The following is a 21,859-nucleotide window of genomic DNA, read 5'->3' as shown; positions in this document are numbered from 1 at the left end:
GTCGCGAGCCCTCAACCGCCAAACACGAGCGCGTCACTCCTCGTCTTCGTCCTCGTCTTCGTCCTCATCCTCGTCCCCACCGCCCTCCTCGTCCTCGTCATCGAGCCCGCGCTCGGCGTGGGCGATTTTCGCGGCCAAGTCGTTCGGCTTGCTCGATTTAAGGAGAACCTCTTCCTTCTCGCAGAGGTCTTCGCGCCACAACCGGAACAGTGCGTCGTCGAGCAGGAACATGCCGTGCTTGCGCCCGGTCTGCACCGACGAGTCGATACGGTACGTCTTGTTCTCGCGGATCAGGTTCCGGATGGCGGGCGTGACCACCATCATTTCGTAGGCCGCGATCAGGCCCTCGGGCTTGCGCGGGAGGAGCGCCTGGGACAGCACGCCGATGAGCGAGCCGGCCAACTGCGTGCGGATCTGGTCCTGTTCGTTTTCGGGGAACACTGTCACGACGCGGTCCACGGTGCTCGCCGCACCGGACGTGTGCAGCGTGCCGAACACCAAGTGCCCGGTTTCGGCGGCTTCGAGCGCGGCGCGGATCGTTTCGAGGTCTCGCATTTCACCGACGAGGATCACGTCGGGGTCCATACGCAGCGCGCGGCGGATGCCCTCTTTGAAGTCCGGCACGTCGATGCCGATTTCGCGCTGGTTGACGGTACTCTTTTTGTGCTTGTGGAAGTACTCGATCGGGTCTTCCAGCGTGATAATGTGCCGGTCGTAGTTGTCGTTCAGGAAGTTAATCATCGACGCGAGCGAGGTCGTTTTTCCCGAACCGGTCGGCCCGGTCACAAGAAACAGTCCGCGCGGGCGAATGATGAGTGAGCGGATCGCTTCCGGCGTGCGCAGTTGCTCGAACGTGAGGAACTGGCTCGGGATGCGCCGAAGCACCATCCCGACGGTGCCCTTTTGCTTGAACACCGCGACCCGGAACCGGTACCCATCGACGTACTCGATGGCGAAGTCGGCTCCACCCTTCGACTGGAGTTCCTGCTGGCACCGGTCGGGCGTGATGGACTTCATCAGCCCGGTCGTGTCGTCGTTGTCCAGGATCAAACCGTTGAGGTCGAGCTTCTTCATGCGCCCCTGGTGCCGGACCACGGGCGGCTGACCGACACTGATGTGCAAGTCGCTCGCCTTCAACTGGATCACAGTTGCGAGCAACTTCTCCATCGAGACTTTAGCCACGGTACCCCCTCAGCCTGGGCGACGGCGTCGACGCGAACCAACCCGTGAGCGGAACGGGAACCGCAAAAGGACACAAGGACACGCCTTCGCTGCCCTGGTGTCGCATTATCGCGGGGTGCGACAACGCAACCAAAAATCGGAGCGAAACTCCCCGCCGCTCGGGGGATAGGGCGAAATAAAGGTTCCGTCGGCGTGCCACGCAGGGCGCGCCGACGCTTCTTTCAACGGCACACGCGGGCCACTATTCCTTTGCCACCAGTACCTCGGCGTGGCAGGTGCTGAGCACTTCCTCAAGGGTGGTACCGCCCTTAAGTGCTTTCAGGATACCGTCATCGAGCAGTGTTCGCATCCCCGTACTGCGCGCTTTTCGGCGGATGTCTTGCGTTGGTGCTTGGGCAAATGTCAGTTCGCGGATGGTCGAGGACATCCGCATCATCTCGAAGAGGCCGTGCCGCCCCCGGTAACCCGTTTGGCGACAGTGGTTGCACCCGCGCCCCTTCATGAACGTCGCTTTCGAGGCTTGCTCCTGACTGATCCCCGCCGCCCGGAGTTCCGCCGCTTGCGGCTGGTACGACTCTTTGCATTTCATGCAGTTCACCCGCACGAGCCGCTGGGCCATGATCGCGATAACCGAGCTGGCGATGAGGAACGGGGGCACCCCGATGTCCGCGAGCCGCGTGATCGCGCTGGGCGCATCGTTCGTGTGAAGCGTACTGAAAACCAAGTGTCCGGTCAGAGATGCCTGCACTGCGATTTCCGCCGTCTCCTTGTCGCGAATTTCGCCCACCAAAATAATGTTAGGCGCTTGACGAAGCATGGCGCGAATAATCCGGGCGAAATCGAGCCCGATGCCGTGCTTCACCTCGACTTGGTTGATGCCGGGGAGGTAGTACTCGACCGGGTCTTCGGCGGTGATAATCTTGCGGTCCGGACGATTGAGTTCGTTCAGGGCGGAGTACAGTGTGGTGGTCTTGCCCGAACCCGTCGGCCCCGTGACGAGGAAGATGCCGTTGGGACGCTTAATAATCTGTTGAAACTTCATGTAATCGTCGTCCGCAAACCCGAGGTCGCGGATGCTGACCTGGATGTTGCTGCGGTCGAGGATGCGCATCACAGCGGACTGGCCGTGAACTGTCGGGAGCATACTGACACGAAGGTCGAAGTGTTTCCCCTGGACGGTCATCTTGATGCGCCCGTCCTGTGGTCGGCGCTTCTCACTGATGTCGATCTGACCCATGATCTTCAAACGCGAGAGCAACGGTGCCAGGAGCCGACGCGGGGCGGAGTCGCGTTCGACCAGCACGCCGTCGATCCGGTACCGGATGCGCACGCGGTCCGCGAACGGCTCAATATGGATGTCCGACGCGCGCTGGGTCACCGCCTCCGAGATAATGAGGTTCACCAGGCGCACGACCGGGGCGTCGGAGTCGTCCGCGTTGGCCATCGCGGAGACGGATTCCGTCTGCGTGAATTCGATCGCGGTGTCGGTGAACTCGACGAGCATCGAGTCGACGGACTCCGTTTCCGACTGACCGTAGTTCTGGTTGATCGCTTCCTGGATCTGTTCCTGTACGGCAAGAACCGGCCGGATCTCCTTGTTCAGAATGAACTGGAGCTTCTGAATGGTGTCGTAGTTGGTCGGGTCCGCGGTGATGAGTTCGAGGGTGTTGTCCTCGAGTTGGAGCGGCAGCACGAGGTTTTCGCGGGCCACCGATTCGGGCACCAGTTCGATAATCGCCTTCGCGATCTGGACCTCCTTGAGGTCCACGAACTTCATCCCGAAGTGCTCGGCCATCGCCGACATCACCTCGTTGGCCGAGAGGTACTGGAGCTTGACGATCGCGTCCTGCAACTTCACGCCGCCGGAACTCGCGGCGCCCTCGGCCTCGGTGAGCTGGTCCGGGCTGAGCATTTTCTTCTTGAGGAGAATGTCCGCGAAGTCGCCTCTGCCTTTGGCCATGATGGACGCTCCTTGCGTGAAACGGGGTCGTGCGCGGGGTTGGTTACCGGGTTCGTGTGGGCGTCGGGCAAGAAGATGAATCGACGGTGACAATTCGCATCTGGATCCGAAACGACCGGGAACACATGAATGACTGATGAATTCAGTGTGACATGCCGCGCGCGGGGAGTGCAAGAGTAAAGACCGTGAAAGTGGGCAGATTTAATGCCGCCGCTCTTTCGGCGTAGCGCCCGGGAACAAGGCGCTCAAATCAGTTCGCCAAAAGGCGCGGCCGCTGGTCCGCACCAATTCCCAGGCGCCCGACCCTCAACGTGTGATCCGCGCACTAGCCGCGGGCGCGACTGGTACCGCGCCCGTGGCGCTGGTACCGTGAGGGCCGGAGAGGACTCGCCGCCCGGTTCGCGTCGCTGACCTGTTGCCGTGATCGGGGAGGGAGCCCGCCATGCGGTTCGCGGTTCGTACTTTCGTCGCGTTCCTGATCGTCGCGATGACCGCCGGCCACGCGCGTGCCGGTGTTGTTTGGGAGGGGGCCAGCCTCGGCTCGTGCTTCTGCTGCGCCTGCGGTGCTCCCCTGCTCCCGCTCGTCCTGACCATCGTCTCCTTTTACGCTCGGAAGCCGAAACCGCGCCTTCCACGCCCGCCGTTTCCCCAACCCGACTCGGAGAGCGCCCATGACGGCCCTTGACCGCTACCGCGGGTGCCTGCTCGGTCTCGCCGCGGGCGACGCACTGGGCACCACGCTGGAGTTCAAAGATCCGGGCGAGTTTGAACCGCTCACGGACATGATTGGCGGCGGGCCGTTCGACCTGAAGCCGGGCGAGTGGACCGACGACACTTCAATGGCGCTGTGCTTGGCTGAGAGCCTTGTCGCGCAAAAAGACTTCGACCCGATTCACCAGCTCGAAACGTACTGCCGCTGGTACCAGCACGGCCATTTAAGCGTGAAGGGTCGGTGCTTTGATATTGGCATCACAACGGCGAGCGCCCTCCGCCGGTTTGAAACGCACCGTCAACCGTATCCCGGTTCGACCGACCCCGGGGCGGCCGGGAACGGCTCGCTCATGCGGTTGGCTCCGGCTCCGCTCGCGTATGCCAGCAAGCCCGACATCGCGATTTACATGGCCGGGCAAAGTTCGCGCACCACGCACGGCGCGGCCGAGTGCGTCGAGGCGTGTCAATACTTCGCGGGGCTGCTGCTCGCGGCCGTCAACGGAATGTCGAAGCGCCAGATCCTCAACAATAACTACGAGCCCGCGATGACGCACTTCCTGCGCAATCCGCTCACGGGCAAGGTGGGCGCGATCGCCGGCGGGTCGTTCGCGGTGAAGGAGCCGCCGCAAATTCGCGGCAGCGGGTACGTGATTCACACGCTCGAAGCGGCACAGTGGGCGTTCCACGGCACGGATAATTTTCGCGACGGTGCGCTCAAGGTGGTGAACCTCGGCGAGGACGCGGACACGACCGGGGCTGTTTATGGCCAGATCGCGGGCGCGTACTACGGGGCGGACGGCATCCCGGCGGAGTGGCGCGAGAAGCTCGCCATGCGTGACCTGATCGAACAGCGCGCCGGCGAGTTACACGCGATGGGCTTGGGTGGGTTGTAAAAAGAGCACACAGGGCTTCCGCCCTGTGCTACGAACGCCGGCCCCCCTGGGGCGAAGACCGATACACGCTTCCGCTGCGGAGCGGCCGGCGCGTTTAGCGCCGGACGGAAGCCCTGTACGTTCTGTGCTTTACTGCAATAAAACCCCGGTATGAAATCCCCCTCCCTCAGAAGCGTCATTTAAGCGATGGGACCGGACCAACTAGCGACCCTGGTCGATCGGTACGCGGCCGCACTCGTGCTGTACGCGCGCCAGTGGTGCGCGTGCCCCGAGGACGTGGTGCAGACCGCGTTCCTGAAACTGGTCCGCATCGGTACCCCGCCGGACAACCTCTTGCCGTGGCTGTACCGGGTGGTGCGGAACGGGGCCATCGACGCGAGCCGGGCCGCCCGCCGGCGCACCCGGTACGAGTCCGCCGCGGCCGATAACGCGCCCAAGTGGTTCTCGCCCTCTTACGACCCTACCGGGCTGGACGCCCAGGCCGCGGCCGGGGCGCTGACCCACTTGCCGGCCGAGACGCGCGAAATTATTGTCGCGCACTTGTGGGGCGGGCTCACGTTCGAGCAAATCGCCGAGGCCGTCGGCAGCTCCGCCGCCACTTGTTACCGGCGGTACGCTGCGGGCCTCGAAACCCTCCGCCAAAAACTCGGGGCCGAGCGCCCCGCTCGTACAAAATGAATACGTCGACCCCCAACCACCCGCCGAACGCGCCCGACCCGCTCGCGGTGGCGCTCGCCAAACTGGACCCGGCCCCGCACGGGTTCGAGTGGAACGCGCTCATGTTCGCCGCGGGGCGCGAGTCGAAGGCCCGCGCGCTCGCGTTCTGGCGCACCACCTCGGGGGTGCTCGCCGTGATCGCGGGCGGGTTCGCGTTCGCGTTCTTCGCGCGCTCACCCGTCGTGGTGGAGCGCCAGAACACCGTCTACGTCGATCGCGTGGCGCCGACCCCCACCGGCGTCCCGGCCGCGCCCGCCCCGCGCCCGCTTCCCGAAATCCCCCCGCCCCCGCGCTAACCGACGACCGGACGAGGTTGCCCTTCCCAAAGGCTCACAGACCGGCCATTCCATTTAAAAGATGACACCGGGGCGCGATCGCGTCTCCTCTGGCGCTGCGCGCCCCCCATCTCGCCCCACTTCTCATCGCGCGGCGTTTCGTCATTCCGCGGCACGATCTTGACACAAAATCGCACCCGGCTTATGTGCCCGCCCTCGCAGCCGCCGATGCCGATCGAATGCCCGGTTGCCCCAAGGGGAATCCGATGCCCGCCTGCCGTCGTTACCGCTCGTGGCTCGTTGCCGCCGTGCCCGTGTTCGCGATGTTCGCGGGCGCGCACGGGTGGCTGAGAGCGGCCGACAACCCACAAGGGAAGCAAATTGCTGAAATCCAAACGGCCGGTAACCGCATCCACTCGACCGCGCAACTCCTCAACGTGATGCACTCGCGCGCCGGCAAGCCCTACGACCAGGCGCTCATTCAAGAGGACGTGCGCCGGCTCCAGAGCACCCGCTGGTTCACCCCGGACGGCATCCGCGTCCTCACCACCAACGAATCGGACGGGCGCATCACGGTCACGATTTTCGTCACCGAACTGTCGAGCACGGTCCAGGAGGTCGTGTACCGCGGCGCGGAGCACATCAGCCCCAGCGAGTTGCGCACCCTCACCGGGCTGCGCAAGGGCGACCCGATGAACCCGCTGGCCAACGAACTCGGGCGCGGGGCCATCCTCCGGCGGTACCAGGACGACGGGCGCTACTTCGCGACCGTGGAGTTGGTGGAGGGCAGCAAGCCGACCGACTCCCGCGTGGTTTACGACGTCGTCGAGGGGCCGGTGGTGAAGGTCGCGCGCGTCGAGTTCGTGGGGAACTCGGGTGCGACGTCCGGCCGGCTACAAACGCAACTGGTGACCAAGAAGGCGTTCGGCGGGCTGATCGGCGGCAAGTTCAACCCGATGTCACTGGAACTGGACCGCAAGGCGCTGATCGAGTACTACCAGGCACTCGGTTACCTCGCGGCCCAGATCAAGCCGGAGGTCCAGCGCTCGGCCGACATGAGCCACGTCACCATCGTGTACCACATTATTGAGGGCACGCAGTACCACGTTTCCGACAAGCTCATCACCGGGAACACCTCGTACCCGACGGAGACACTCTCGGCGGTCACCGAACTGCAGGTCGGTGGGAAGTACGACCGCCGCATGGCCCAGCGCGACCTGACCCGGCTCCGCGACTACTACGGGCTGCGCGGTCAGATGGCGGGTATCGAGGAGCAGTGGACCGAGGTGCAACCGGGGCTGGTCCAGGTCAATTACAACGTCCTCAACGACCGGGGGATGCAGGACCGCGTGGGCCGGATCATCATCGAGGGCAACGAGATCACCCGCGACAGCGTGATCTGGAACCAGCTCGACCTGCGCCCGGGGCAGGTCCTCCAGTACCCGAAACTCGAGGACGCCAAGATGCGGCTCGCGCGCCTGGGCATTTTCGACATGGACGATCCGCCCGCGGTGGACGTGATCCCGAACGAACTGGACTCCGGTTTCAAGGATATCCGCGTGCGCGTGCGCGAGACCCGCACGGGCCAGATCGTGTTCGGCGGCAGCGTGAACTCGGACGCCGGCCTCACGGGTAACATCGCGATCAACGAGCGCAACTTCGACCTGTTCCGGTTCCCGACGAGCTGGGACGACGTCCGCTACGGGCGCGCGTTCCGCGGCGGCGGCCAGGAAATGCGCATCGAGGCCGCCCCCGGCACGACCTTTCAGCGCTACTCGGTCACGTTCCGCGAGCCGTACCTGATGGACACGCCGTTCGGCCTGACCACGTCCGGGTACTACTACAACCGGGCCTACGCGGAGTACAACGAGGACCGCTTCGGCGGGCGCATCACGTTGGACCGGCGCCTCGACCCGATCTGGACCGCGTCCGCGAGCACGCGCATCGAGGGCGTGAACGTCAAGGACGTGCCGTACTACGCCCCGTACTCGATCAGCAAGGACGCCGGCAGCCACTTCCTCCTCGGGTTGCGGGCCGGGATCAATCGCGACACCCGCGACTCGTACATCTACCCGACGAAGGGCAACGTGTTCGACGCCGGGTTCGAGCAGGTGCTGGGCGACTACACGTTCCCGATCGGTACGGCCGAGTTCACGCAGTTCTTCTCGTCGCGCTACCTGGCCCGCGAGGACGGCAGCGGCCGGCACGTGCTCGGGTTCCGCACGCAGGTCGCGGTGGCTGGCACGAACGCGCCGGTGTTCGAGCGGTTCTACGCCGGTGGTATTCGGAGCTTCCGCGGGTTCAGCTTCCGCGGGGTCGGCCCGTTCGAGAACAACCTGGCCGTCGGCGGGACGTTCTCGCTGCTCAACACGATCGAGTACCAGATCCCGGTGCTGCCGAACGACAAGATGTTCGCGGTCGCGTTCGTGGACCACGGGACCGTGGAGCGCAACTTCGAGATCCGCGATTACCGCGTATCGGTGGGTGCGGGCATCCGGTTTTCGGTCCCGGCACTCGGGCCGCTCCCGCTGGCGTTCGACGTCGCGTTCCCGCTGCACCAGGGCTCGGGCGACAAGCGCCAGGTGTTCAACTTCTCGATGGGTCTGTTCGGCAGCCAGGGGCGCTGACCGGTACCGGACACGCGGTCGACGAACGGGGGCTTCGGCCCCCGTTCGTCGTTTTCGGGCCGGCGCCCTGCGCGGCAGCGCCGACGCTTTCGCCCGGGCGCCTACAATTCCGGTGCCGAAACACCCGGAGCGCACCCCATGTTCCTATTCGGGCTGGATACGGACCAAGTGTCCGCCGAGTACACCAAGCGCGTCGTGGTGACGATCCTCGTCGCCGCGACCACGTCCGGCGCGACGTTCGCGTTCACCTGGTGGTGGGCGCGCCGACAGGCCACGCGCCAGTGGTACGCGAAGGAGTTCCTGGACCGCATCATCGTCAGCCTGAACATCTTCGCCGACGGCGCGCTCAAGATCCGCACCGTGCTGGAGCGCTCGCTCGACGAGATCTTCCTGAACAAACTGGCGGTCGCGAAGGTGTGGGCCGCGGCCCGCGCCACCACGACGGACAACCCGGTGATGCCGATCGCGAAGGAGGACCGCTGGTTCCTGCTCAACTTCGTGCTGAACGCGGTCGCCGAGCACTTCGTGGAGGGGCACATCAAGCGCGACGCCGGGCTCCCGGTTACTACCGTGAAGTACGCCCTGTTCCTGACGTGCGAGCTGGTCGGCGACGAGCGCATTCGCAAGGTGCGCGCGATGCTCGTGCGCCACGACGTGTTGGAAAACTTCCCCTACCCGGACACGATGCCGGTCCTCGAGAACCCGTGGCACGAGGACCGCATCAAGACGCTCCGGGCCGCGTCCGCGCTGTACAAGAAGGAGCCCGATAACTTCTTGGTTCTGGAAGTGTGCGTGTAGAAAAGTGCTCAGCGCTCGGAATGCTGCATTGAAATCAAGGATATTTGCGAACGGCGCGGCGTAAGCCCGTCGGTGGTTCAAGCACTACCGGCGGGCTTACGCCGCGCGTTCGCAAAATTTCAACACAGCATACACCACCGAGCGCCTTACTTCTTCCCGGCCGCGGCCTTCTCGAAGTACGCGCCCGCGTTCTTCGTGTCGATGGTCGCGGCGCCCGGCTTCCAGTCGGCCGGGCACACCTCGCCGTGCTTCTCGAAGTGCTGCAGCGCGTCCAGCACGCGGAGCGCCTCGTCCACACTGCGGCCCAGCGGCAGGTCGTGGATGGTGATCGCCCGCACGATGCCCTTCTGGTCGATCACGAACAGCCCGCGGAGCGAGATGCCCGCGTCGAGCAGGACGCCGTAGTCGGCGCTGATCTTCTTCGTCAGGTCGGCGACGAGCGGGTACTTCAGTTCGCCCAGCCCGCCCTTGGCGCGCGGCGTCTCGACCCACGCGAGGTGCGAGAACTGGCTGTCCACCGACACGCCGACGACCTGGCAGTTCCGCTTCTCGAACTCGGCGATCCGGTCGCTGAACGCGATGATCTCCGTGGGGCACACGAAGGTGAAGTCGAGCGGGTAGAAGAACAGGACGACGTACTTCCCGCGGTTGCTCGACAGCTTGTAGGGCGCGTCGTCCGGGGTGATCTGGCCGTTGACCACGGCCTTTGCGGTAAAGTCCGGAGCTTCCTTCTGTACTTGAGCCGGCATCGGTGAGTTACTCCCGTTAAGAGCGTTGGGTCGCGGACCGGCACACCCGCCGGTCCCCGCAGACATGATTAGGGATGGGTACGGCCGTTTCCAGCGGGCGCCGCGAAGGGAACGCATCGGGCGGGCCGATCCGCCCGCGCTGCACACCCCGCCAATAAAGCAGAAACACGGCTCTTTGGAGCCGTGTTTCACGTGTGTCGGGGAAGTTGCGTGTTATCTGGTGCGGCGCCGGTTGACCGCTCGTAAACCGGCCGCGACCAACCCGCCGATGCCGAAGAGCAAGCCCGTCGCCGGCTCCGGCGTGGCGACCGGACCGGTCGGGTCGCCGCCCGTACCCCCGCCCGTGCCTCCCCCGGTTCCGCCGCCCGTACCCCCGCCTGTTCCACCACCGGTGCCCCCGCCCGTTCCGCCGTCCCCGCCGCCCGGGTTCGTGGTCGGGTCCTGGTCGCCCGGCCCGAGTCCGATCACCCACCACCCGCCGTCCGGCACGCTCACCACTCCCCCGGCAACCGGGTTCGATGCCGGATCGGTGACGGCCACGGTCAGGGAGCGGGCGCCGGCCGCGTTGGGGTCGCCCAGGTTGGCCGTCAGAAGGAGCGCGTTCTCGGGCGGGGCGGTCGCGGTCGCGTCGGGCGCGCCACTCGCCAATCCCTGGCCGCCCGCCGTTTGCCGCTTGAGCGCGCCACTCAGGTCGCTCGGCTTCGCACCACCCGCCAGGTACGCGTACCCGTCGGTCGTGGGCAGTACCACCGGCACCGCACCGCCCGTAAAGAAGCTGCTGCCGCCGCCGGTGGTCCCCTCGGCGGTCCCCCCGGTAAGGCCCGTAACCGCCACCGGGGGCGGGCCGTGGGGCGTCTCGAACCACCAGTCCTGATAGCCGGTGGGGGTAGACGAACCCGCCACGCCGGTAGCAATCGACACCCAGAACCCGTCCGCGGCCGCCGCCGGCCCGGTGAGCCCGAGTACAGCGACGCCGACCACGACGACCCACGCCGTTGCTCGACGCATAACGCCACGCCCCTTCCTGAGAAACCTACCTATTCAGCCCCGACGGCGCGGACATTAGCGACCCCGCGGGATGAAAAAAAGACGAACTTGGCGGGATGGGAAACAAGAAACCCCGGCGCCGGGGCCGGGGTCAGGTGGGGGCGGTACCAATTCGTGGGACCGGGGTTACGGGGCCGGGGGCGTCCCGGCATCGGCTTTCAGCTCCTGGCCGAGCGGGCGCACGTTCGGCGCGCCCTCTTTCGGCGGGCTCTTCCCGCCGTACTGATCGTTGTCCAAGTACAGCAGCGCGCACCCGGCCGCGACCGCCACCAGGGTGATGAACAGCATCACCACATAGGGACCGTCGCGCCGCACCTGCTGCGGGCGCTTGGGGGTGTCGTCGTCGCTATCGTCGCGGTTCCGGCTTCTGGCCATCGGTCGGTCTCCGTGCGAGTGTGTCGGCGCCCGGCGCGGGTTAGGGGAGCTTGGGTCCGCCGGACGAGATGATGCCCACGGTGTCGCCCTTGCGCGGGAGCTCGTCGGCGCGGAGCTGCGAGACGGGCACCCGGCGGGCCGGGCGGAACTCGGCGACCGCGTCCTTCGGGTACAGCGACTTGGTCACGACGAGCGTGCCCAGGTACTGGCCCCCGCCGGACTCGCGGTACACGTCCAGCCGGGAGCCCGGCTCCAGCCCGGCGTCGATGCCGATGCTGATCTGAACGAAGTCGCCGGCGAGGTCGCGGAGGACGGTGCCGCGGGTGTTGTCCGGCAGCGCGGGCGGAACCTTATCAATGGTGCGGAGCACGGCCCCGGTGCCGGTGCCGCCGGTCTGCCGGAACTGGGCCACGAGGTCGGTGAGCTCGAGGATCTTCTTGGCGTTGTCCTCGGCGACGGCGCGCTGGAGCTTGGAATCGTTCTCGGCGCGCAGGCGCTCGCGCTCGGCGGTCTGCACCGACAGCACGAGCTTGACCACCTTGTCTTCGAGCTCGGTGTTCCGCTTGCGCGTGTCGGTCAGTTCGCTCAGGGTCACCTTCTCGCTCGCGTCCTTCAGGGCCGCGATCGCGGCCGTGGCCCGCAGCGTGTCCGTGGCCTTCTTGAAGTCGTCGTCGCCCTTCTTGCTCAGCGTGGCGAGCTCTTCGTACTTGCCGTTCAGTTCCGTGGTGCGGCTCTTTTCGGTTTCCAACTGGCGCACCAGTTGCTCTTTTTCCGCGCGCGTGCTGGTCAGCTCGGCGAGGCGGTTGTCCTCGCTCTCTTTCAGGGCCTTCGCGTAGGTGTCGGCGCGCACTTTCCAGTTGGTCCGCGTCACGTAGACGCTGACGGTGAAGTACGCCCACACGAGTGCGGCGATGAGAACCAGGAACGTCAGAATTTTTCCGAGCCAGCTCATCCCACGCCCTCCCCACAACCTTGTTTCGCGCCCCACCAAGATCCAGATGTCGGTATTCCCGTCGGCCTTTCGGATTTCCGGTCCGGGCCGATCAGGGGTTGGCAACGCCCAGCGCCTTCAGCCGCTTCAGCAGTTGCTGCTGGCGCCGGGCGACCGTTTCGCGGGTCTCGTACACGTTCACCTCGAACGTGAAGAGGAAGAACAGTTCCGCCTGTACGCTGTCGCGGATCGTGTTCATTTTGCCCGCGCTCTTCTGCGTCGCGACCACGTCCGCGCTGAGTTCGTCGAACTTCCGCCGCTGTTCGGAGATCTGCGCCGCCAGCTCCAGCATCTCTTTGAGGTCGCTCGACACCGAGTCGGTCAGCGTGTCGATGCCGGGCAGCGGTTGCTCGTCGCTCCCGAGAATGGCCGCACCCTTGGGTTTACCGGTCGCGTCCGCGCTCAGATCGTGGAGCTTCAAGATCGGATCGATCGTGGGGGCGTAGAACCCCTTGCCGCTCCGGGGGTTCGCCGGGTCGATCAGGTCTTTGGGGTTGCCCTTGCGCGCCCAGCGGTTGCGATCGGCGAACCCTTTGAGGCGGTTGGCGCGGAGCGCCTCGCGCGCCTCCAGCTCTTTCAGGCTGGTGCCCCACACGTCGCTCGCGACGCCCGCGCTGCGGTTCAGGGCGTCGATTTCGACCTTGAGTTGAGCGAACGTGGCCGTTTGAGCGTTCTTGTCGACGCCGCCCTCCGGGATCGGGTCGAACCAGCCCGGGCGCTGGGCGTACGCGCTCACCGCCCACGTCATCATCGCGAGCCCAACGGCGAGAAGCAGGAAAGCCATCAGCTTGCCGATTGCGGTCATCGTCGCACCTGGCCGAGTTGAGCGAGTCGCGTTTCGGTTCGAGTCTTCGTGGCGCGGGATTTTGGCCCGGCGCCGTTCTGTTCAATAAGGGGCACGGGCTCGAAAGCCCGTGCCGCGAAACATATTACGGCTGGCGCGGCAGGAGCCCGTACCGCTCGCGCTCGACTTGAATCAGGAGCGCTTCGAGCCGGTACACTTCCTCGAGCGTCAGCGCGACCTCGCGCTGGGTCTCGTACAGCTCCTTTTCGATCACGGTCTGCCGAACGAGCAGCTCGTCCACCTCGGTCCGCACCTTCTGGAGCTGTGCCCGCAGCTCGGTGAACTGGGTCTGCCGGCGGCTCACGGCGTCGTCCGCAGAGGTCTTCTGCTCGACGAGCTTCGCCTTCTCGTCCGCGATCACCAGCGCCCGACTCACTTTCTGCCGCGCCTCGTTCAGAAGGAAGTCTTGAACCTTCTGGAAGCTCGCCTGGTCGGAGGCGAGTGGCAGGTCCACTTGGCTGCGCATCTCGCGGAACCGAACGGTCTGGGCGGTGATCGCGGCCACGTAGCGCCGGAGCCCGACGACCACGGCCACCCGCCGCTGCCACGCCGCGTCCCGGTCGAGGTGGACGAACAGGTGTGCGAGCCGGGCGCGGCGATCGGCCTCGTCCGTCGCCACGGGCGGCTTCACCAGGGCCACGGCCGCGGCGTCCGCACCGGCCTCCTCGATCTTCTTCTGCATCTCCTGCCATTTGGCCGGAGCGAGCGCGGCCCCCTCGCCCGTGTAGAGCTTGGGCGCGACGCGGTAGAACTTGCGGTCCAGAGCGTGGAGCAACGAATCCGCGTCGGCCGCGAGCTTCTCGGCGGACTTCGGCGCGCCGGTCTTGTCGCCGGGCGCGGCCCACTCCTGGTACTGAATCCGCTCGTTCATCGTTTCGGCCTGGATCAGCAGCCAGCCCTGAACGAGCGCGATCTTCTGGGCCGCGTCGGGAGCCTTGTCGAGCTCGGCCTTCAGGAGCCCGAGCACGCGCTTCACCTCGGCCACCTGATTGGCGACGGGCGTGTTCGCGGCGAGGGGGGCCCGGCCCGCGGCCGGCTCCGCACCCCCGGCGGGTGCGCCGGCGCCCGCGGTGTTGTCGCGGAAGTAGGACTCGATCAATTTTTTGCTGACCGTGCTGGTGACCTCACCGCCGGCCATCGGAACCTCGAAGGGCGTCTCGTCCTCGGTGCTGAAGTCCGGGCCGTCCACGGGGAGCCCCTGGAGCAGCAGCAAGTGCCGCAACCCGGCCGCGTTGATCTGCTGGCGGCCCTTCCAATCCTGGGTCGCGAGGTAGACGTAGCCGCCCCCGGCGAGGAGGATCAGAACAATCAGCAGGATGCCGAACAGTCTCATGGCAGTTCGTGTCCCTGCGGGGTTGGGATGCGAGAACCCAACCAGCATTTGGAGTTACGTCACATGCGCTCGAGCGCTTCCAGATGCGATTCTGGCGGACAACACGGACCTTGACAAGCGCGGAACTCACACAAAACGCGGGAGATCGGAAACTTGGAAAGGCCGTGTCGGTCCTACCGGTTATGTGGGACCGTGGGAGAACCTTTCAGAGATTCTACGCGCACCAAACGGGCGCTGTAACCGGAACTGTCCGCGCACGCGGCCCGCGTTTGGACTATAAGTATAATACCCGCGCGCCGGTCCACGTACCGCCGGCGGCCGTCGGAGCGCACCCTTATGCCAGTCGAAACACCCGTCCCGACCCAGCTCGGCAACTACGACATCGTGTCGAAGATCGCCGAGGGCGGGATGGGGACCGTGTACAAGGCCAAGCACCGGACCACGGGCGAGATCGTGGCCGTGAAGGTGATCGCGCCGGCCACCGCCAAGAACCCGATCCTGCTCCAGCGGTTCGAGCGCGAGTTCCTCGCCGCGAAGGTGCTGGACCACCCGAACGTGGTCAAAGCGATCGAGTACAGCGGCGCGCTGCCGCACCCGTTCCTCGTGATGGAGTTCGTGGACGGGATGTCGATCGGCCAGCGGATCGAGCGGCAGGGCGCGTACCCCGAGGCGGAAGCCGTGCGGCTCGTCGCCCAGGTGTGCGACGGGCTCCAGCGCGCCCACAAACAGGGCCTCGTCCACCGCGACGTGAAGCCGGACAACATCCTGGTGAACAAGGAAGGCGTCGCGAAACTCACCGACATGGGGCTGGTCAAGGAGGTCGAAGGCGACCTGAACCTGACGCGCACCGGGCGCGGGCTGGGCACCCCGCACTTCATGGCCCCGGAGCAGTTCCGCAACGCCAAAACCGTGGACGTGCGGGGCGACATCTACTCCCTCGGCGCCACCCTCTACGCGATGGTCACCGGCGTCGTGCCCTTCGAGAACGCCAGCCCGCTCGACTGCTGGATGCGCAAGATCCGCAACGAGTTCCGGGCACCGAAGGATCTGAAGCCCGCGATCTCGGACCGCGTGGACTGGGCCATCCGCCGGGCGATGAGCGCGGAACCGGGCCAGCGGCCGTCCAGTTGCCGCGAGTTCCTCGAAGACCTGACCGGCCAGAGCCGCTCGACCCCCGCGGCCGGCGGGCAGCCCGCTCAACCGCAAGCGCCCGCGGTCGACGTGTGGTACCTGGTCTACCGCGACGAGAATGACAAAGCGCACACGGTCAAGGGCAGCACCGACGGCATCCGTAACGCGCTGCGAGACAATCTGCTCGGCGACCCCTCGGGCGTGCTCGTGAGCCGCACGAAAAACGGCCAGTTTACGCCGCTTTCCAGCGTGCCGGAGTTCCGCGACCTCGTCGTGACGCCCGCGGCGCTGACGATGCCGCCGACCCGCACCCCCGGCGCGGACGAAACGACCGACTACGGCGCCCCGCTGTCGACCGGCTCGAGCTCGTCCGCGTCGCGCTTGCGGGCCGGGAGTTCCGTCTCCCGGTCCAATCCCACCCCCGCGCCCTCGACCCCACAATCCAAACAATCGCAACCGTTGCCGCCCCCGATCCCGTCGAGCGGGGCGTACAAATCGGCCGCCCCGTACAGCTACTCCGGGGCGTCCGGCGCGCACCCCGCCCCACCGCTCCCGCGCGAAACCAGCAAGCCGAAGTCCGGTCCCCCGCGCGCACGCGACGAGAACCGCGAGGGCTCGTTTAACTGGACCCCGGTCCTGCTCGTAGTGGTGATGACCCTGTCCGCACTCGTCGGCTACCTCATCCTGAAATAGCCAGCAGCTTGTTGACCTGCTGTCCGCGAAATGCGATCCTCCGTGGACCGTTCGCGGAGACACGTCGTGGCCAAGAAGAAGAAGGGTAATCAGGCTCCGGTTCCGCCCGTCGAGGAGCCGGACGATGCCCCCGGCTGGCACGCAATCGATGCCGCGTGCGAACGGATCTACCCCGATCAACCGGACCCGGTCCACGCCGCGTCCGCCCCGCACCCGCCGTTCGGCGACGGCCTCATTTACGGCATCAGTGCGTACCGCGCGACCGAAAGTGCTCCGCACTGGCACTTCGTTACCTACGGGTTCAGCGAGCTGTACGCGAAGGAATCCGACGACCCAGACGTGAGCGGGTGGGGCTTCGAGTTGACGTTCCGGCTCGCACGCGGGGCCGAGGAACTGCCGCCCAATTGGGCGATCAACTTCCTGATGAATTTGGGCAAGTACGTTCGCCGGTCCGGGAACGCATTCGACTCCGGACACTTAATGGACCTGAACGGCCCCATTGCTTTGGGAACGGACACCGCGATTCGCGCAATCGCGCTCGTCTCTGACCCACAACTTGGCACGATCGACACGCCGAACGGGCGCGTCAAATTCCTGCAAATCGTTGGCCTCACGAGTGACGAGCACGGGGCCTGCGGCGACTGGCACACGACGCCCGTTCTGAACCTCCTCCGAGGCGCCAATCCGTTGTTGCTGACCGATCTGGATCGCCGTTCGGCCCTCGAAACCCCATCGGTTGCGGAACAAATTCAAACCGGAATCGACCGCGAAGGCTCTCAGTCCCCACTCATCTTTGTTACGTTCGTCGAATGGGAGACGGCGGGCAAAGGCGCGTCACGAACTGCGGTGCTCGTTCTCGGCGCGCGGGGCGTTCAGGCGCTGGTGCCGAAGTTGCGTTCGCGTCTTGCACACGGTCGCGACTTTCGGCTGATCGGTCGCGAACAGGCTGTCAACTTCTGTGCTCGTGACGCAGCCGGGTGGAAGACCGATGACGCGGTGCTGACGATCGACCTTACCCCAACCGCACTCGCAGCCGTCCGCGCGAATCTTCAGCCGGTTCGTGGTCGGTACACCTGGCCAGAACTTCCCAACTTCGTGCTCGAAGTACAACCGTCAAACATCACCGACGCCGACGGAAACGTGATCGATGTGATCGGCTGAGTGCTCACAACTCGCGGAACATGACGAGCGCGTCCACGAAGCCGTGTTCCTTGTGCTGGAACGCCCCCGGCAGGCGGCCGACCGCAGCGAAACCACACCGCTCCCACGCCCGCACCGCGGACGCATTCGTACTCACCACGAAGTTGAACTGCATCGCGGTAAAGCCGAGGCGCTTCGCGGTTTCGAGCGAGTGCTGGCACATCGCGACCGCGGCCCGCGCCCGCGAAAGTCCGAGGAGACCATGTAACCCGCGTTCGCGACGTGGCTCCCGCGCCCGGGGTGATTGGGCCGAACGTAGTACGTCCCCGCGAACCGGCCGCCCTCTTCGCACACGAAGCACGTCGCGGGTAGATCGAACCACAACTTCCGCGCGACCGCCTCGGTCGTGGATTCGTCGTAAGCGAACACATCGCCGCTCGCAGCAACGCTCTGGAACAGCGCCCACACATCCGGCCAGTCACTTTCGCTGGCTTCGCGAATTGTCACGGTCGACTCCGTCCGTTTTTGTCCATTTTCAGCGTATGTCAATTGTCAGTTTGGAGCTGATATTCGAGATCCACAAGCACATGCACGAGAAAATCATGCCTCTAAATCACTCGACACTCACGCGATCTGCGGGCCACCGAACGCTTGCTGCATCGGGATTCACTATCGCGATCGTCGCGCCTCACTGATCGCCCATTTTGCCCTTTTTCCAGCGGGCCGTTCGAGTTACATCACATTCCGCGAATGTGGTATCCCCTTTGCATGAGCGTTGGAAGATCGTCGGGCCGCGCAAGTTTCGCACCGTTCGGCGTTGTTTAGCGGACCAAGTGATCGCACCGCTGCTTATTGAGGTACACAATCATGACCGAACGAGTGCTGAAGGTGCTGCCCCTCGGCGTGTTCGGCGCGCTCGCGTTCACGCTCGTCGCCATTGACACCGCGCCCGCCCAAGAGCCGATCCCGCTCGTTACGCCCGGTCGGTTCCCGGTGGGCCAGCCCGACCCCGTTCCCCTCCCGCTCCCGTTACCCGGGCAGCAGGGGCAACCGGTCGAACCCGCGCAGCCGGTTCAGCCGGCGCAAGGCGAAGGAATTGAGGTGCTCGCGAAGGGACCGGTTCACGAGGCGTTCGCGGCCACTGCCGAAGCGCCTGTCGCGTCGCCCGTCATCGCGAAGCAACCGCCCGACCCGATCGAAGAGCTGCCGCCGGACCAGAAACCGGAAGGCGACAACGTGCAATGGATTCCCGGCTACTGGGGCTGGGATGAAGAGAACAGCCAGTTCATCTGGGTGAGCGGGTTCTGGCGCCAACCGCCCCCGGGGCGCGTGTGGGTGCCGGGTTCGTGGCGCGAGGCGAGGGGCGGTTGGCAGTACGTTCCCGGCTTCTGGCAGGAACTGACCCCGCCGCAACCGCAACAGCCCCAGCAACCGCAAGCACAGCCCGAAATCGAGTACCTGCCGCAACCGCCGGTCACACTGGAAGTCGGCCCCACGGTCGAAGCGCCTAACACCACGAGCGTGTACGTGCCCGGGTCGTGGGTGTGGCGGAACAAGTACGTGTGGCGCCCGGGCGTGTGGGTCGAGTATCGCCGCGACTGGGTGTGGGTGCCGGCGCGCTACCACTGGACCCCGGTCGGGTACGTGTTCTGCGACGGGTACTGGGACTACCCCCTCGCCACCCGCGGGGTGCTGTTCGCGCCGGTCGTGATCTCCCGCCCGGTCTACACGCGGCGCGCGTTCGTTTACACGCCGGTGTACGTGGTGAGTGAGCCGTGCATGACGGGCGCATTGTTCGTGCGCCGCGGGTACGGGAACTACTACTTCGGCGACTACTTCGACAACCGGTACGCGACCGGCGGGTACACCGCGTGGTGCGGGACCGTGGGCCGCAACGGGTTCGCTATCGGGTTCGGCGCCGGCCGCACCTGGGGTTACGATCCGCTGTGGAGCTACTACTCCGTCCACTACCGCAGCACCCCGCGCTGGCAGGGGGGCGTGAACGACCTGTACGCCGGCCGGTACCGCGGCGACGTGGCCCGTCCGCCGGTTACGCTCGTGCAACAGAACCGGACCATCAACAACATCACCAAGACCAACGTCACCAACGTGACGAACAACATTACGGTGGTGAACGGCGCCTCGACGGTGAACAACCGCGACGTATCGAACGTGGCGATGCTCGCGCCGCTGAAGGTCGCGCCCGATCTGCAGCGGACCAAGTTCGAGGCTGTGAGTGCCGAGCGCCGGCGCGACGAGGCGACCGCGGCGAAGCAGATTCGCGAGGTCGCGGTTCAGCGCACCAAGTTGGAAACCGCCGCGGTGAACCAGCCCAAGCCGATGGCGACGCCGGGCACCACTCAGCCGCCGGCCAAGCCGCAGACGATCAAACTGGACGTGCCGAAGGTCGCCGCACAGCGGGCCGCGGTGAGCACCGACGAGAAGAAGGCGCCCCCGCCGAACCCGCACCGGTCGGTCAACACCCCCGGCGCGAAGGTGGACCCGAAAACCCCGGGAACTCCACTTCCCAAGGTGGACCCGAAAACTCCGGTGAACCCGCCGGTGAATCCGATGCCCAAGACCGACCCGCCCAAGGTCGATCCGAAGGCCCCGGTCAACCCGAAGATCGATCCGAAGCCACCGGTGAAGCCGGGCGTGCCACCCACGCAACCCCCGGTCAACCCGATGCCGAAGACCGAACCGCCGAAAGTGGACCCGAAACCACCGGTGACTCCGCTTCCCAAGGTCGATCCGAAGCCGCCGGTGACGCCTTTACCGATGGTTGAGCCCAAGCCGGTCATCCCGATGCCGAAGACCGAACCGCCGAAGGTCGATCCGAAGCCGGTCAATCCGCCGGTTCCACCGAAGGTCGAGTTGCCGAAGGTGAACCCGCCGGTGGTCCCGAAGGTCGATCCTAAGCCGCCGACGCAGCCGCCGGTGACTCCCCTGCCCAAGGTTGAGCCCAAGCCCCCGGTCAATCCTCCAAAAGTTGACCCGCGGCCCCCGGTCAGCCCGCCGATGAGCCCGTTGCCGAAGGGGCCAGTGACTCCGCCGGTGGTGCCGAAGGGTAACCCGCCGGCGCCCCCGAGGAACGATCCCAAGCCCCCGCCCAAGAGCGACCCGAAACCGCTCGCGGTCGTGCCCGTTGTGAACCCGCAGCCCAAGCCGGTCGCGGTCGCGCCGGTGGGTCCGCCGAAGACGCAGCCGGCTCCGGTGGCTCAACCGCGCCCGGCAGCAATCGTCCCGACCGCGCCGCCAATGAAGGTGGTTCAGCCACCTAAAGCACAACCGCCGGCCGTGCAGCCGAAGGCACAACCGGCCGGGAAACCCGCGAAGAAGCCGCGGTAAAGTGGAAATAGAAGTGCGCGTTTGAACCAGTGGGGTCGGTCGTGGAGCGGCAAGATTAGCCGTTCTGCGACTGACCCTACTGCGTTACATCAATGGAAACGGAGTGCGGGTCTCGTTACTGAGTCTAGTAACGAGCCGCGACCGCAAGGGAGCGGGAGGCGCTTCCGGGATCGTTTAACGTGTGATGTGGTCAGAGACGGTGCCAACCACCCGCTCGTTAGCACGCGCGGTTCGCCCAGAGGCTCGGGTGAACCGCGCGTGCTAACTAGCGGGTGGAGCCAATCACACTCGCCCCATATTCACACATTAAACGGCCCTGGAGGCGCTTCCCGCTCCCTTACGGTCGCGGCTCGTTACAGAGAGCCCAGAACCGGGCCTCACGCGCCGGGCAACAGTTCCAGCAGTTCCGCGAACGACGTGAGGACACGGTCCGCTGGCTCATTGGGCTCGGTCGATCCCGTCGGCACGAGCCACACCGCAATCCCAGCCGCACGCGCCGTTTGCACGTCTACCACCATGTCGCCGACATAAATCGCGTCGCCGGCTGAAACCCCCAGACGGGTCAGCCCCTCTAAGAGCATGGCGGGGTCGGGCTTTGCCCGGTCCGCGACGTCGTCCGGTCCCAGGACGCAGGCGAAGCAGTCGGCTAAACCGAGTGCGCGCACGAGTTCGCGCGTAAATTCGACGCGCTTGTTGCTGCACACAGCGAGCTTCAGCCCGCGCCGCGCGAGGGCACGAATCGTATCGCCGACATCGGGCATGAGGCGCGTTTCCGCGACCATGACGCCCGCGTGGTGCGCGCGGTAGCGCGTGACGGCCTCGTCCACCGGCGCGCCCGGCACGAGATCGGCCATGAGGTTCGCCAGACCGTACCCAACGAACCCGCACACTTCGGCTTCGGGCAACGGCTGCAAACCGTAGCTCTGCCGGACGTGGTTGGTGCTCGATGTGATCGCGGCGAAGCTGTCGGCGAGCGTGCCGTCGAAGTCGAAAAGAGCAGCTTTCATGCAGTGACGGGGCAAAGGGTGAAGGGTATGAGGGGTAA

20 protein-coding genes are annotated in these 21,859 nt (G+C 65.8%); 9 read left to right on the top strand and 11 right to left on the bottom strand.

Annotated elements, in window-relative coordinates; all coding sequences use genetic code 11:
- Window positions 1-33: 33 nt before the first annotated feature.
- Both J8F10_RS24840 and J8F10_RS24835 read right to left on the bottom strand, forming a co-directional pair.
- Complete coding sequence (locus J8F10_RS24840) at window positions 34-1,182, bottom strand: type IV pilus twitching motility protein PilT (protein ID WP_315854160.1); 1,149 nt, start codon at window positions 1,180-1,182, stop codon at window positions 34-36.
- A gap of 241 nt (window positions 1,183-1,423) precedes the next feature.
- Window positions 1,424-3,142, bottom strand: coding sequence for a GspE/PulE family protein (locus tag J8F10_RS24835; RefSeq protein WP_210658525.1), 1,719 nt, complete (start codon window positions 3,140-3,142; stop codon window positions 1,424-1,426).
- A 442-nt stretch (window positions 3,143-3,584) separates the two neighbouring features.
- On the opposite strand from J8F10_RS24835, the gene J8F10_RS24830 reads away from it, so the two are divergent.
- The 6 genes from J8F10_RS24830 (at window position 3,585) to J8F10_RS24805 (ending at window position 9,163) form a co-directional block, all read left to right on the top strand.
- On the top strand, window positions 3,585-3,827 hold the full coding sequence (locus J8F10_RS24830; protein ID WP_210658523.1) for a hypothetical protein: 243 nt from the start codon (window positions 3,585-3,587) through the stop codon (window positions 3,825-3,827).
- Entirely contained in the window at window positions 3,814-4,746 is a 933-nt protein-coding gene (locus tag J8F10_RS24825; RefSeq protein WP_210658521.1) for an ADP-ribosylglycohydrolase family protein, read from the top strand. The genes J8F10_RS24830 and J8F10_RS24825 overlap by 14 nt, the downstream gene beginning before the upstream one ends.
- A gap of 186 nt (window positions 4,747-4,932) precedes the next feature.
- Window positions 4,933-5,424: an RNA polymerase sigma factor gene (locus J8F10_RS24820; protein ID WP_210658519.1), complete on the top strand. Its 492-nt coding sequence runs from the start codon at window positions 4,933-4,935 to the stop codon at window positions 5,422-5,424.
- The gene (locus J8F10_RS24815; RefSeq protein WP_210658516.1) at window positions 5,421-5,759 is read left to right on the top strand and encodes a hypothetical protein; all 339 of its coding nucleotides are present in this window, start codon (window positions 5,421-5,423) and stop codon (window positions 5,757-5,759) included. Before J8F10_RS24820 ends, J8F10_RS24815 begins: the two co-directional genes overlap by 4 nt.
- Window positions 5,760-6,004: 245 nt before the next feature.
- Window positions 6,005-8,365 carry an outer membrane protein assembly factor BamA gene (gene bamA / locus J8F10_RS24810; RefSeq protein ID WP_210658514.1) on the top strand — a complete coding sequence of 787 codons (2,361 nt, stop codon included), beginning with the start codon at window positions 6,005-6,007 and terminating at the stop codon, window positions 8,363-8,365.
- Window positions 8,366-8,503: 138 nt separating this feature from the next.
- Window positions 8,504-9,163, top strand: coding sequence for a hypothetical protein (locus J8F10_RS24805; protein WP_210658512.1), 660 nt, complete (start codon window positions 8,504-8,506; stop codon window positions 9,161-9,163).
- Between the two features lie 146 nt (window positions 9,164-9,309).
- Here the strand turns inward: J8F10_RS24805 and J8F10_RS24800 are convergent, their stop codons facing one another.
- The 6 genes from J8F10_RS24800 to J8F10_RS24775 all read right to left on the bottom strand — a co-directional run bounded on the left by J8F10_RS24800 (window position 9,310) and on the right by J8F10_RS24775 (window position 14,502).
- Entirely contained in the window at window positions 9,310-9,912 is a 603-nt protein-coding gene (locus J8F10_RS24800; RefSeq protein ID WP_210658510.1) for a peroxiredoxin, read from the bottom strand.
- 213 nt (window positions 9,913-10,125) lie between these two features.
- A complete protein-coding gene (locus tag J8F10_RS24795) occupies window positions 10,126-10,920 on the bottom strand; it encodes a PEP-CTERM sorting domain-containing protein (protein ID WP_210658508.1) in 795 nt (264 codons plus the stop codon).
- A 165-nt stretch (window positions 10,921-11,085) separates the two neighbouring features.
- Window positions 11,086-11,334 (bottom strand): hypothetical protein, encoded by a 249-nt coding sequence (locus tag J8F10_RS24790; protein ID WP_210658506.1) that lies wholly within the window; start codon window positions 11,332-11,334, stop codon window positions 11,086-11,088.
- A gap of 40 nt (window positions 11,335-11,374) precedes the next feature.
- The gene (locus J8F10_RS24785; protein ID WP_210658504.1) at window positions 11,375-12,286 is read right to left on the bottom strand and encodes a hypothetical protein; all 912 of its coding nucleotides are present in this window, start codon (window positions 12,284-12,286) and stop codon (window positions 11,375-11,377) included.
- Window positions 12,287-12,377: 91 nt separating this feature from the next.
- Window positions 12,378-13,130: a hypothetical protein gene (locus tag J8F10_RS24780; RefSeq protein WP_210658502.1), complete on the bottom strand. Its 753-nt coding sequence runs from the start codon at window positions 13,128-13,130 to the stop codon at window positions 12,378-12,380.
- A 124-nt stretch (window positions 13,131-13,254) separates the two neighbouring features.
- A complete protein-coding gene (locus J8F10_RS24775) occupies window positions 13,255-14,502 on the bottom strand; it encodes a hypothetical protein (protein WP_210658500.1) in 1,248 nt (415 codons plus the stop codon).
- Between the two features lie 336 nt (window positions 14,503-14,838).
- On the opposite strand from J8F10_RS24775, the gene J8F10_RS24770 reads away from it, so the two are divergent.
- Both J8F10_RS24770 and J8F10_RS24765 read left to right on the top strand, forming a co-directional pair.
- Window positions 14,839-16,326: a serine/threonine protein kinase gene (locus J8F10_RS24770; protein ID WP_210658498.1), complete on the top strand. Its 1,488-nt coding sequence runs from the start codon at window positions 14,839-14,841 to the stop codon at window positions 16,324-16,326.
- A gap of 66 nt (window positions 16,327-16,392) precedes the next feature.
- Complete coding sequence (locus tag J8F10_RS24765) at window positions 16,393-17,487, top strand: suppressor of fused domain protein (protein ID WP_210658496.1); 1,095 nt, start codon at window positions 16,393-16,395, stop codon at window positions 17,485-17,487.
- A gap of 4 nt (window positions 17,488-17,491) precedes the next feature.
- Here J8F10_RS24765 and J8F10_RS24760 read toward each other — a convergent pair whose 3' ends face one another.
- On the bottom strand, window positions 17,492-17,689 hold the full coding sequence (locus J8F10_RS24760) for a GNAT family N-acetyltransferase (protein WP_210658494.1): 198 nt from the start codon (window positions 17,687-17,689) through the stop codon (window positions 17,492-17,494).
- Window positions 17,620-17,820: a hypothetical protein gene (locus tag J8F10_RS40935; RefSeq protein WP_390891149.1), complete on the bottom strand. Its 201-nt coding sequence runs from the start codon at window positions 17,818-17,820 to the stop codon at window positions 17,620-17,622. Before J8F10_RS40935 ends, J8F10_RS24760 begins: the two co-directional genes overlap by 70 nt.
- A 513-nt stretch (window positions 17,821-18,333) precedes the next feature.
- Here J8F10_RS40935 and J8F10_RS24755 point away from each other — a divergent pair.
- Window positions 18,334-20,814, top strand: a complete 2,481-nt coding sequence (locus J8F10_RS24755) for a YXWGXW repeat-containing protein (protein WP_210658492.1) — start codon at window positions 18,334-18,336, stop codon at window positions 20,812-20,814.
- Between the two features lie 377 nt (window positions 20,815-21,191).
- On the opposite strand, the gene J8F10_RS24750 is transcribed toward J8F10_RS24755, so the two are convergent.
- On the bottom strand, window positions 21,192-21,821 hold the full coding sequence (locus tag J8F10_RS24750; protein WP_210658489.1) for an HAD family hydrolase: 630 nt from the start codon (window positions 21,819-21,821) through the stop codon (window positions 21,192-21,194).
- Window positions 21,822-21,859 lie beyond the last annotated feature (38 nt).

It is taken from the genome of Gemmata palustris, from assembly GCF_017939745.1.
In the GTDB taxonomy this organism is placed as follows: domain Bacteria; phylum Planctomycetota; class Planctomycetia; order Gemmatales; family Gemmataceae; genus Gemmata; species Gemmata palustris.
Note: the sequence above shows the minus strand (reverse complement) of the source record. Positions and strands in the feature narration are given on the sequence as shown.